Raw genomic sequence first — 11,630 nt, 5'->3', positions numbered from 1 at the left:
CGGGACGGTCGAAGTTGGTGCCGCTGTAGCCGTCATCCGCCATGAACACGGGGTTCTGAAATCCATTGTCGGCGGCGTACTTCTCCAGATAACTGCGCTGATTGACGATGCTGTTGCTGTCACCAGCGTGGTCGTCCTCCTGGCTCAAGCGACCATACAGGATGTCCACCGGCTCTCCGTTCTTGATGATGTTGGCTGTGATTTGACTTGCCATGTTTCCTCCTTTCTCAAGGGCAAGCCGATGCGGTACACACACCATACCGCAAGGCTCGTCCAAAGTCTACTGAAAGAATTACCGTTTTTCCTTCTCTATACTTGAGTCGATGCAGACCAGCAACTTCTTCGTGGCGGTAGTTGTTGGCTGGCCGGGGAAGATAGAGGTGACATGGAAGCAGTGCTTGCCCACCATCATGTCACGCTCCACGATGACAGCATCCTCGTCATAGTGATAAGTTGTATCACGGAATACAGGCTGCACACCATCGTCTGTCTCACGCAGCAGAGTACGTTCCGGCTGGTAGCTGCCCAGCATACCGGTCTGCTTGTATTCTTCGTATTCAGTCATAATAGTCCTCCTGAATCACATCCTTCAGCGAGATCGTGCCGCGTGTGCTGGTGACCTCGCGGACGCTGCCGCCGCGCAGCTTGTTGTACTCCTCGCGTGTCATGTCCACGTCTGCTGCCAGCAGGTGGTTGGTAATGCTGTGCTCCACGGCCAGGTTGAACAGCAGCTTGGCCATGCGGTTTTCAAACACGCCCAGCGAACCTTCCAGCACGTCAGCCACTGCGTGAGGCAGGAACGCACCGGCGTTCTGCACCTTCAGGTAGCCGTCATAGAACCGAACCGCCTTTTCCACGAACTCACTTTGGCTGCCGCAGTTAGCCAGCGGCGCGTTTATTTCTATCATTTTCTTCGCTTCCGGCATAAGCCAAAAAGCGTACTTTTCCTTGTTATTTGTCATCTCGGCTTTCCTCCTTGAATTTTTGCCGCGACCCCGCAGCTTTTCCCGTAACTGCGGGATCATTTCTGTTCTCGACCCCACCGCCCGCCGAAAATTCCCTTCTACGACGCCGCTGGTGGAACGGCGCAACCGCCCGCACTGCGGGCAGAAGTGACCGGGGTGGGGGCGTCCACGACGCCGCCCCTTTCTCCTGCTTCGCTTTCGGCGCACCGAAAAGCTCCCCAACACGCGCCCAAATGGGCCGGGTGGTATCCGTACCCCACCTCCGCCCTGCGAGGCCACACATCGGCCCACAGGCGGCAACACCGCGGGCAACCGGCGCGAGGCGCGGTGTGGCTGTGAACTTTCCTTTTCCTTCCCTGGGTTTGCTCCAAAATCGTGATTTTCCGGAGCAAAATAGCATCGTGTACCGCTGCCAAAAATCGGTACATTTTCGCTCTGTGACGGCTGTGACAGGTGTGACGGCAAATTCAACACAGGTACCATATCAGTTTTTCCCGTCACTGCCGTCACTCCCGTCACACGGAAGGCAAAGGATACTCAGCATCCGCGTTGTCCGTGTGCGTTCGCTGACCACGCGGATACCGTTCTGCTCCAGTACCTCCGCGTACTTCACCAGCCGCTTGGACAGCACACTGGGCGTTAGCCTCTCCCCTGTCTTTGCTTCCAGCAGCGCACTCAACTCCGTAGCCGTTCCCTCGAAGCTGCCCAGCCCCCGCAGAAAGGCAGAGAGGGAAATTGCCTCCGGGTCGATGGAAGTGCGTTCCCCCTCCACCGGCTCTGTCAGCCGCCATGTGTAGCCGCTCTTATCGAATACCAACGGCAGCTCGCGGTATTCTATGTCCCGTCCGGTGCAGTACAGGGTCGCTTCACCGCTGCCGCGCCTACGTTCCTTCAGCACGAAGTTGCTGTCTGTCGCTCCGCTGATGCCCGTCGTGCCGGAGATCATGTTCATGGGGTCATCATCGTTCATCTTACGGAGATGGTGAATGAGCAGGATAGCGATGTGGTGCTTGTCCGCCAACGCTTTCAGTACAGAGATGTCACGGTAGTCGTTGGCGTAGGGATTGCCGCTGTCGCTGCCGGTGCGGATGCGCTGTAATGTGTCGATGACCACCAGCGAGGTGTCGGGGTGCTGTGTAAGAAAGTTGGTGAGCTGCTCCTCCAGCCCCTCGCCGATGCTTGCGGCGAGGGTGGCGAAGTGCAGTGCCTCCGGCGCGTCGTCGGTAATCTGAAACAGGCGGCTTTGGATACGGGTAAGGCTGTCCTCCAGGCAGAGGTAGAGCACAGTGCCTCTATGGGTCGGGAAGTCCCACACGCTTGTTCCCTGCGCCACTTGCAGACACAGCCACAGCGCCAGCCACGATTTGCCCACCTTCGGTGCTCCGGCAAGGATGTGTAACCCCTGCGGCAGCAGCCGGTCTATGATGAACCGTGTGGGCGGCAATGTAGTGGACAGCAGCGTGTCCGCGTCGATGGTAGAAAGAGTTTTTCTTGATGTCATAGCAGTCCTCCTTTGCTAATCTATATCGTCTGTGAATATTCGAGTGCTGCGATGGTACCATTTCCCTTGACATTTAGCAATAGATAATTTACGATATTAGCAGATACACTATTATTCGAAATAGATTATCAATCGCAGGAGGGACGCGCCGTGGGAATATTGGGAAAAGATATGTTCGATATGGACAGGATGTACACCAACACACGCGTCGAGTTTGGTGCGGCGGGATACTGGGTGGAGGAGAAGGTGTACCCGCTGCCATACGGATTTGTGCTGACGGAGATCCTCAACATGGATGTCACGCCGTTTCAGGAAGCATTGGATGAGCTGGAGAGCGTGATCTCCCAGAGCCATACCGAGGCGGTATTGGGAACGTTTTTCAATGCTCTGAAATGGTTTGGGCGGCTGCCGCTGTACCGCAGCTACTTGTATCTGGCACAGGATATAGAGATGGTCTCGGTGGAGGAACTATTCACCGGCGAAATAAGAGAAGAGATTGAGGAATTTGTACTGCAGCGCAGGAGCAAGCTGATCCCCTTCATGCAGGAGCAGGTCAAGGCCATCCGCTTCGTACAGGAACGCTACGCGTGGTTCTTGGATGAGCTTTTCAGCAAGGCCGTTTTCGAAAAGAAGAAAGGGCAGCGGAAGCTGCCCTTGGCGGAACACATTTTGCAGGCGCACTTGGAGCCGTTTATCAGCGGCGTCAGCCTCGGCGCGGACAGAGAGGTAGATGCGCCGCAGGTAAAGACGCAGTACATGCTCAAGGGGATGTACTGTACCGAGCCGGAGATCGTGGAGCGAATGTACTTTGACGGGCTGCTGGATTTCGTGTATGTGGAGTTTATGAAAGGTTTGCAGCGGGGCTTCGTGCCAAAGCGATGCGCCCACTGCGGACGGTGGTTCTTACAAAAGCCGGGAATGAGCTATACCTACTGCGACAGGCCGTCTGAGCAGCTGGGAGGTAAGACCTGCCGGGACGTGGGGGCTATGACAAGTTTTAAGGAGAAGTCCAAGAACGATCCGCTATGGCAGATACAGATCCGCGCCTATAAAAAATACTTTGCCCGTGTCCGTAAGGGGACAATGAGCAAAGCGGATTTTGAAGTATGGTCACGGCAGTCGGAGCAGCTCCGCGACGCGGCGGTGGAGCGATACCGTTCCGCGCGCACAGACGAGGAAAGAAACGAGATCGTCGATACGCTGAGAGTAAAACTGAATGAGGTATGAATATGATAGGGAGCCAGTCGAACGACCGGCTCCCTATTTTTTGCTTACACCGACGCAGAAGCTGCTCCGTGTATATCAGCCGTACAGCACCACTACGATGTACTCATCTCCTGCCGCGTTATAGCGAACGGTGCAGTTGAACCGTGCGTATGCGCTGACCACATCCGCGTTGTCCAATGCCGCGAGACATGCAAAGGTGGCATCCACATTGCCGCAGACGGCGGCATTCAATGCGGCCTGTCCGCCGTGTTCGGTCAGCCGCGCTACACTGTCCGCTGTGCCGGGATAGTAGCTGGAGTCAGCGGTGGTCATACTGGTGTCGATGGTCACGCCGTACTGTGCCTTGGCGTACTCGTTGCCCACACGCACAGCCTCCTCAACGGAGTAGATGCCACCGGTGGCGGGAGGCACAGAGGGCACTTCCTCTGCCGTCTGCGCCGGCACGGTGTCTAAGCCTGTATTGGGTGCAGGTTCGGGTGTCTGTGCGGGTGCGTCTGCCGTTGGCGGCTCGGCTGGCACAGTGACCGCGGGTTCCTCCAGCGGCGCAACAACGGGCGCGTGTTGCGACTGCGCGGGGATTTCTGATATGGTTGGTTCGACAGCTACTTCCGCTATTCCCGTCGGCACATCTTGTGTGTCAGTTGTGGGGGTAGTCTCCTCCTGCACTATCGCAAGAACGGTGCCCACTTCCGGCGCAGCAGCCTGCCCGCAGCCTGTAAGCAGCAAGATGGTACAGATGGTCAGCAGTATCAACTTTTTCATAGTCGTGTTCTCCCTTCGGTTTTGGTAGCAAACACAACTACCACACAACCACAAACACGTCAATGGGAATGTGAAAGCCAGAGATGGTCACAAAGGGCCATCCCTGGCTTTTTGTACATTATTTTGTGTTGTCTGCCCGCACGGTTAGATGGTCTCTCGAATATCTCCAGAGGCCAATGCGTTCTGGAAATCCCGCTTCCTATACCAGCGTTCTCTATATCATGGCGCCTCCATTATCCACCCATACCGCTGCCGAGATCATAGCCAAGATCGCAGGTATAGCGCCACTCCACGACGTCGCCGTCCTTCACCTGGTAGCGGGAGCAACCGTAGTTGGGATACCAGCCGTTGACGTTGTACATCCAGCCGGACAAACTGCCCACGTCGAACTCATAGAGGTTATTGATCCCCTCTACATAGGCGCTGTTATATACCGGAGTCCAGTTGGATTCCATGTGGATGGCGTTGTCCCGACATACCCGCTGGAGAACATCGAATACGCTCTCGCCCTCGCTGAACTCTACCTCCGTGGCAGGAAAGATAACGCCGTCCGCCGGTACGAGAAACTTCTTGTTCTCCACACATTTGTCCATATTATCCAGAATGGTCTCGCAAGAGATGGAGAAAGTACAGGTGTGGGTCGTAGTGGTATCCACCGTCGTATCCTGCGGCTCTACCGGATCGGGCTTGCCATCCGGGACAGGCTCAGTCATGTACTGATCCTTGTCGCCGGTATCCTCCGGCTGTTCTGTCTGCGTCTGGCCACAGGCAGCACAAAATAGCAGCACTGCCGTTAAGAGCAACAAACAAAACGACTTCTTTTTCATGTTGAAACCCTCACAAAAGCACCTTACGCAGGGACGCTTCCGCGCCCCTGCGTTGGTGTATTCAAGTATTACTCCGCATCTCTGCCATGCCGTTTTTTGCTGGTCACCGCCAGTGCGGCAATACCACCGACAGCCACCACGCCGATGACTACCCACAGCACCACCTGTCCGCCACTTGAAGTATCTTCGACCTCCGTGTCGGCAGTATCATCCGACTTGTCGGTATCATCGACCGGCTCTTCGGCCTTGACGCCCTCCAGTTTCACATCCGTCATGTCATACAGGCTGGTCTGGCCGTTCAGTAGCCGGTAATATGCCACCAGTGCATAAAACCCCTGCTCCGTCGCCATGCCGTTGGCACTTGTCTCGGTGGCGAGGTGCTTGAATCCTCCGCCATTCACCGCGAAGCTGCACAGCGCGTCCAGCACGCTGACACCATTCTTGATGAACCGACTGTCCTTGGTCGGGTCAATGCCCAGTGCAGTCAGCGCAACGATGACCTGCGCGCAGGATTCGCTGTTGGCTGCGCCCCAGCTGGTGAATCCGCCGTCATTCTGCTGCACGGAGCTGAGCCAGCTCAGTCCCTTGTCCACAGCCTTCTTCGCGCTGCTGTTGCTTTTGTAGTAGGCTGCCAGCGCCTGGATAGCCATGGCGGTCATGTCCACATCGGCGTTCTTGCCGTCCAGGCTCCAGCCGCCGTCACTGCTGATCTGCGCGTCCAAAATAGCCTGTACCAGCTTGTCGCGGGTCACATCGCCGGCAGGCGTGTAGTTGTGGCTGTCCAGCGCGATCAGCGTGAATATCGCACCGTTGATGCCCTGCTTGGAGAGGTAGGACATCTCATTCAGCCCGGCCAGCAGGTCATGGCCGTCCACATTCGTCACATCCTTGCCGATGGCCGTCAGCGCCAGGATAATGCGGGCGTTTTCGGTGGCCTTGTTCTTGTCCAGCCGTCCGTTGCTGTCGATGTTGTCCTTGACATACTTGACCACAGCGTCATAGTAGCCCTTTGGGACAGTGCGACCACTGCGGGCCAACCCCAGCGCCATCCACTCGCCGCCGATGCTGCCCACGCCGGGTGTGCCCAGCTTTGCCAGATAGTCGCCGGTGGTCTTGTAGATGCTGTCCGCCTTCTTGCCCAGCTCGGCCACCAGCTTGGCGTAGGCCGCCTCAGCGTCCAGGAGCGTCTGATAGTTGGTCACCAGCTTCTTGTCCGCCGCGGAAAGCGCGTCATACGCGGCGCGTGCCTTGGCGATGACATCGCCCTTGGTCAGATCCACCACGCCGATGGCGTTGATAAGGGCGATGACCTCATCAGCGGTCTTTTTCTCCTCCGGCGCGGGGCCCATGTCCGCCGCCTCCAGCGTGTAGTCATCCGTGTAGTGGAACACGATGACGTCGCCCTTCTTCAGATACTGCTCACTGACGCCCAGCATGGGGTACTTGCCGTTCAGCGTATACATCCAGCCGGAGTTCTTGCCGTTGGTGAACTCGCCAATGGTCACACCGCCGTAGGTCACGCTCTTGATGTAGTTGCCGGTGGGGTTATCCCATGTTACGCCGGGCAGCTGCTGCAGTGCGTCCCACACAGTCATGTTGGTGGTCACTTCCACCTTGTGGCCGCTGACCCACGCGGTCAGGCCGCCCTTGGACAGTCCGTGTACCTGGCCGTTGTCGCCGTGGGCCTTGTCGCCCAGCAGGGTGATGGTCACGGTAATGTCCTCCGGCTCTTTATACAGCACGGTGACGACGATCTCTACCTTAGCCGCGCCGTACTGGAGCGTCACCGTCTGCTGACCGTGCTTGCTGCTGTCGTAGCCGGTGATCTTGAGGTTGGGATCATTCGGCGGCACATTGGTAGTCGTACCGTCAGACCACTTGGCCGTCAGCGTAAGGCCGGACAGATTCAGGGCATCACCGACATAGTGCTGGTTTTTGATTTCGCCTCCGACAACAAGCTCGTAGGCAACGGCCTCTTGGCGGAGAATCGGCCCGGTCGCACCTTGAATCCAGTTGCGGAAGCTGGTTTTAGAACTGTTGAGCAGTGCAACAACGGTTTCATTTGTCAGGTCTTCCTTCGTGACACGCTTTACCAGTTTATCTGCGTCTTTACCTACAGGGTCATCAGTACGATTATAACCACCCCTTTGATCAAAACCGAAAATATCAGGGACTTCAATTGCGGTATTCACATAGCGGGTGTTGCTGTCTGTTTCGTGTTCGGCACTGGTATCAACGATAGCGATCTCGCCAATACCCTTAGCCGCACCGCTATCTTCGCAATAATAGTTGTCGCTGACCCAATTATACTTATTCAGCGACTGCATATAGCCAATGATGCCGCCAACAAATTTCCCCTCGCCAGTGGCTGTGATCGTACCGTAGAATACATTATCGACTACATCACCAGCACCATTGCCCCACGCTTGTACGACACCGGGTTCACCGCCGGTGATACCGCCGATTTTATCGGCGCCTGTAATGCTGCCGCTGACAAAGCAATTGCGGACTGTTGCCAAAGGCGAGTTCGGTGCAGACCAGGCATTATATCCCGAACCCAAAATGCCGCCGACATAATTGCCAGTAGCGATGACAGCGCCGGTAAAAGAGCAGTTTTGAATTTGGAATAGGCCCATAGACTGGCCTTTATTTCCGACTAGGCCGCCAACTCGGTTCTTGCCCTTTACCGTGGCAGAACTGGTACAGTTTATGAGCATACCATTGAACTCACCGCCAAATGAACCAATACCACTTTCGGCCCCGGTGTATCCTATCGTGACACCTTCCTCTATGGTACAATCAATGATATACACATAGTTCTTGCCTGACGCATAACCCCCGATAAAGCCCGACTTCAGGGTGGAAGAGCCTTTTAGCAAGCGGCAATTCTCGATCCGAATGGTTTCAGGAACATCGCCAACATTATAGTCGCCGTTGTCCCCATAATCAACCACATAGCTGTTTAAGAGGCCGTAACCATTGATTTCTTCACCATAGATATTAAGGTTTTTTACGACCGCATCCCGTGCATATCCAATCAAAGGCAGTCCGCCCTTTGGGATGATGATCTTATGCCCGTCGCCGTCTATGATCCCGCTGAAAGCATTGATATTGACGCCCCGATCGGGAAGGGCAGCGCCTTCCTTCAGGCTGCCCAGCGGCTCCCAATCCTGCGGAAGTTCAATATCATTTGCAAATTTGAAGTAGGTATTTCGGAAGGGCTTGCCATCCCCGTTGGCTACAAGGTTTTGCAGCGCTGCCAACTGTGCGCCCGTTGAAAGAATATAAGGATCTTTTTCGGTTCCGCTTCCTGTAACGCCTTCCGGCATTCCGCCAGTTACTTCGACCCGTACAATATCTGAGGTCACTTTCTTGCTGGTGATTTTGTTTTTGCCCGTACCATATGTATCCTGCACGACGCAGTAATAGTAATATATGCCGCCCGCTCCTGTGTCGGGAATGTATTCGTTTTTGTTTTTGCTTTTGTTTTCGACAGACTCCGCCCCGTCGGTGCTGCATTTAGTGTTTTTGTACCATGTATATGAAAGTTTGCCGCCTGCAGATCCTTCCGCCACGACACACAAAGGAGAAGCCTTGTTGCCCGTTTCGTATGTCGCTGAGACAGGCTGACTCGTGATAACAGGATCCTTTAGACTATTTCCCCTTACCGTGACAAGAAAGCTCGCCGTACTGGTATATTTTAAGCCATCCACCACAACGGATGCCTCAAATATGTGCTTGTTTTGCATTCCAGTTGCAGGATTTGATGTGTCTATTTCAACCGTATTGGTTGTGCTGACGATTTTCCCGCTAAGAGTCCTCCATTGAAGGTCTGCGTCCGGCGCAGAAGCCGTTACCGTTATTGAATACTTCGCACCAATGTTCGTTGATACCATGGTGTTTGTTTTCGCTAGAGTCTTGCCGTTATAGGTTAATTCCGGAAAATAATCTTTCTCAATCGGGTCGAGCAGAAGTGTATAGGTGCGTCCCTCCACGCCCCATTCTTCGGAACCACGCGTCACGATAGTCACGGTGGTCTTTTCGGTGATGGTGTATGCTTTAGTTTTGACGCCATCCACCGACGCACATCCATTATGACCTTTAGGATCAAGGAGAGCACTGACATTGCTGTTTACATTTGGCGTAACAGTTATTTCTTTGCCTGTTACAGCAGTAGCATAATACTTGAACAGTTCTATTTCTTTGTAAGGACGTGTGCCGTCCAAACGATATGTGGGGAGGGGCTTGCTTTCTACAAGCCCTGTTGTTTCAAGATCACAATACGGCTGCACAGATATATCGTAAGTCGCCCCATCAACATACAGCTGCATACTCCGTGAAAACATCAATTCCGTATTTCCCAAAGAAGGCGCACTCCCAACCGAATAGGCTTCGGCGGTAAGTATTCCTTCCTCAGATTTTGCTTCCCATGGAGAAGGGGCTATTTCATACGCACCCGGCACATAACTGTCGTATTTTAACGAAAAAATTTCCGTGTAGCTCTCAGGCGCGATTATTTTTATGCAGTGATTCCGATCTACGACACCACTCACGGGAATATAGAGCGTATAGGTTCCGTCCTCTGCTTGGCGCAACTCTAGCGAGGTCGTCTTGGTCGTGCTGACATCATAAAAAGAAAATTCGAGAGGGGACGGAGGTGTCTCCTCAATGCTTTGCGCCTCCATCAGAGCTAATGTTTCCGTAGTAGGCGCGGCGTCTTCTTGCTTTGAGTAGGCCGAAGAAGCAAGAGGGTCTGTCGCGCCTGTTTCTACGGAGTCTTCACCGCTTGTGGAAACGTTCAATTTTTCGCCGATGTACTCGACCTCGGCATTTTGCCCCACTGAAGGCGCTACCTCCTGCGGCAGATCATTTTCTGCGGCAAAAGCACTTACCGGCAGCAAGCTGAGTGTCAACACGGCAGCTAAAAGCAACGCCTGTACCCTTGCCAAAAAATTCTTTTTCGTAGACATATTACACATACCCTTCTGCGTTGATAAAGAGATGGGGCGGATTTCCCGCCCCATCTCCTTATCCGCTGTGATTATTTAGTTGTCGGTGTGAACCTCATAAATGGTATAGGGGCTAAAGTCGAAAATAATGACCATACCATTTACCAGTTCGACATTTGTACCATACACCTCAGCCGCGCTGATATTATTCAGGTCCATGCCGTAGGCAATATTCCAACCTTGGCCGCTATACTTGTCGTAGACAACGCCGTTAATAGTTTCGGTATCGGGATTGTCATATACGGCGTAGTTGGGATTAACGCCATTGATATAGCCACCAGCAGGTCCGCTAACAGGATTTGCATCCCACCCGGCGACTACGTCGGAGAATATATCCACGTTCGCATCAAAGAACGCCGCAAGGATGGCATCCAAAATGTTCGGAGTCTTCAGGGTAGTTGCAGATTCGGGAGCCTCGTAAATCAGCTGCGTAGAACTGACATAATCCGTCGCGATAGTATTGATGTTAAGTTCATATCCCATGATGCTAAAGTTGGGGTTTGAATAGATCGTGCCGCCCTTATAAGCCGGGTATTCATTTATACCGCCTGTGGTAAACATACCCGTGGTGACGTACACCGTCACAGTGCCGCTTGTGTCTGTTGTGGCAGATGCCGGAACCACAAGGGCTACGAGCATCATGACTGCCATCAGCAGAGACAGTACTCTCTTCTTCATGTCATTTTCCTCCTTAAAAATTTTATAAACTCGTCATGTGCCATCATGACGTGCTTACCGGGTAACAGTTTGAGGACGGCAGGAGGGGTCGGCGAACCCCTCCCGCCCTTATGGAAAGCTGACAGTCTCCGTTCAGACTGTCTCGGCTTGACAAGGGTTGGTGTCTTTTTCGGCGGCGGTTTTCTCGGCCTCGGCTGCCTCCCGCTCTGCGCGGCGCTTCACGGCCTTTTCGTGGGCCAGCTGGCCCTGCCGCAGGTTCTTCTCGATCTGCTTCTGCCGCTTCTTCTCCTTACGCTCCGCCAGAAACAGCGGCAGCAGCTTTTCTTTTTCCATGCGGTAACGCAGTGTGTTGTTAAGTTTAGGTGTGGTTTTTGGCCGGGGCAATCCTGCGGCTGTCATGGCATTATCCCAGCTGCCGAATCGCTGCTCGATAAACGCACCACCGTCGATCTCTGTGGGGCTGGGACTATGCCCCAGCGCAGCGGCACATACATTTAGATACTGCGTTAGGGCCGCACGAGTCACCCCGGCATTGTTCTCGGCGAACGCTGCATCCCGCGCTGTCAGCGAGGCTTTAGCTCGTTCGGCGACCTGACTATTTAACCAATTTTGATAGTCAAATCGTTGGCGTGGATCTCTGTTTGACATATTTTCCCCCTCA

General features: G+C 54.2%; 12 protein-coding genes. 3 read left to right on the top strand and 9 right to left on the bottom strand.

Going from position 1 to position 11,630, the window contains the following annotated elements:
- The 4 genes from ACZM22_RS08040 to ACZM22_RS08025 all read right to left on the bottom strand — a co-directional run.
- Positions 1 to 214 (bottom strand): recombinase family protein (locus ACZM22_RS08040; RefSeq protein ID WP_489543693.1); only part of this gene is annotated, 214 nt, incomplete at its 3' end.
- 78 nt (positions 215 to 292) lie between these two features.
- Positions 293 to 565, bottom strand: coding sequence for a hypothetical protein (locus ACZM22_RS08035; RefSeq protein ID WP_331904583.1), 273 nt, complete (start codon positions 563 to 565; stop codon positions 293 to 295).
- Complete coding sequence (locus ACZM22_RS08030; protein WP_489543692.1) at positions 558 to 908, bottom strand: hypothetical protein; 351 nt, start codon at positions 906 to 908, stop codon at positions 558 to 560. Before ACZM22_RS08030 ends, ACZM22_RS08035 begins: the two co-directional genes overlap by 8 nt.
- A gap of 541 nt (positions 909 to 1,449) precedes the next feature.
- Positions 1,450 to 2,466 (bottom strand): AAA family ATPase, encoded by a 1,017-nt coding sequence (locus tag ACZM22_RS08025; RefSeq protein WP_489543691.1) that lies wholly within the window; start codon positions 2,464 to 2,466, stop codon positions 1,450 to 1,452.
- 150 nt (positions 2,467 to 2,616) lie between these two features.
- Between ACZM22_RS08025 and ACZM22_RS08020 the strand changes: the two genes are divergently transcribed.
- Positions 2,617 to 3,693 carry a DUF6076 domain-containing protein gene (locus ACZM22_RS08020; protein ID WP_331904511.1) on the top strand — a complete coding sequence of 359 codons (1,077 nt, stop codon included), beginning with the start codon at positions 2,617 to 2,619 and terminating at the stop codon, positions 3,691 to 3,693.
- 75 nt (positions 3,694 to 3,768) lie between these two features.
- Here the strand turns inward: ACZM22_RS08020 and ACZM22_RS08015 are convergent, their stop codons facing one another.
- The 3 genes from ACZM22_RS08015 to ACZM22_RS08005 form a co-directional block, all read right to left on the bottom strand.
- Positions 3,769 to 4,104, bottom strand: coding sequence for a hypothetical protein (locus ACZM22_RS08015; RefSeq protein ID WP_489543690.1), 336 nt, complete (start codon positions 4,102 to 4,104; stop codon positions 3,769 to 3,771).
- A 584-nt stretch (positions 4,105 to 4,688) separates the two neighbouring features.
- Entirely contained in the window at positions 4,689 to 5,168 is a 480-nt protein-coding gene (locus ACZM22_RS08010) for a DUF4430 domain-containing protein (protein ID WP_489543689.1), read from the bottom strand.
- Positions 5,169 to 5,350: 182 nt separating this feature from the next.
- The gene (locus tag ACZM22_RS08005) at positions 5,351 to 7,171 is read right to left on the bottom strand and encodes a DUF4430 domain-containing protein (RefSeq protein WP_489543695.1); all 1,821 of its coding nucleotides are present in this window, start codon (positions 7,169 to 7,171) and stop codon (positions 5,351 to 5,353) included.
- Between the two features lie 36 nt (positions 7,172 to 7,207).
- Between ACZM22_RS08005 and ACZM22_RS08000 the strand changes: the two genes are divergently transcribed.
- Both ACZM22_RS08000 and ACZM22_RS07995 read left to right on the top strand, forming a co-directional pair.
- Complete coding sequence (locus tag ACZM22_RS08000; protein ID WP_489543697.1) at positions 7,208 to 7,912, top strand: hypothetical protein; 705 nt, start codon at positions 7,208 to 7,210, stop codon at positions 7,910 to 7,912.
- 441 nt (positions 7,913 to 8,353) lie between these two features.
- Positions 8,354 to 8,560 carry a hypothetical protein gene (locus ACZM22_RS07995; protein ID WP_489543696.1) on the top strand — a complete coding sequence of 69 codons (207 nt, stop codon included), beginning with the start codon at positions 8,354 to 8,356 and terminating at the stop codon, positions 8,558 to 8,560.
- 1,767 nt (positions 8,561 to 10,327) lie between these two features.
- Here the strand turns inward: ACZM22_RS07995 and ACZM22_RS07990 are convergent.
- Together ACZM22_RS07990 and ACZM22_RS07985 are read right to left on the bottom strand one after the other, a co-directional pair.
- Positions 10,328 to 10,969, bottom strand: a complete 642-nt coding sequence (locus ACZM22_RS07990; RefSeq protein WP_489543688.1) for a hypothetical protein — start codon at positions 10,967 to 10,969, stop codon at positions 10,328 to 10,330.
- Positions 10,970 to 11,101: 132 nt separating this feature from the next.
- Complete coding sequence (locus ACZM22_RS07985; RefSeq protein WP_489543687.1) at positions 11,102 to 11,617, bottom strand: homing endonuclease associated repeat-containing protein; 516 nt, start codon at positions 11,615 to 11,617, stop codon at positions 11,102 to 11,104.
- Positions 11,618 to 11,630 lie beyond the last annotated feature (13 nt).

Source organism: Vescimonas sp. (assembly GCF_057856985.1).
The sequence above is the reverse complement of the archived record's forward strand: the minus strand, read 5'-3'. Positions and strand labels throughout refer to the sequence as shown.

Coding starts and splice junctions, on each gene's coding strand:
- ACZM22_RS08035 (WP_331904583.1), bottom strand. CDS start 565: ATGACTGAATACGAAGAATACAAGCAGACCGGTATGCTGGGCAGCTAC.
- ACZM22_RS08030 (WP_489543692.1), bottom strand. CDS start 908: ATGATAGAAATAAACGCGCCGCTGGCTAACTGCGGCAGCCAAAGTGAG.
- ACZM22_RS08025 (WP_489543691.1), bottom strand. CDS start 2,466: ATGACATCAAGAAAAACTCTTTCTACCATCGACGCGGACACGCTGCTG.
- ACZM22_RS08010 (WP_489543689.1), bottom strand. CDS start 5,168: ATGACTGAGCCTGTCCCGGATGGCAAGCCCGATCCGGTAGAGCCGCAG.
- ACZM22_RS07995 (WP_489543696.1), top strand. CDS start 8,354: ATGCCCGTCGCCGTCTATGATCCCGCTGAAAGCATTGATATTGACGCC.
- ACZM22_RS07990 (WP_489543688.1), bottom strand. CDS start 10,969: ATGAAGAAGAGAGTACTGTCTCTGCTGATGGCAGTCATGATGCTCGTA.
- ACZM22_RS07985 (WP_489543687.1), bottom strand. CDS start 11,617: ATGTCAAACAGAGATCCACGCCAACGATTTGACTATCAAAATTGGTTA.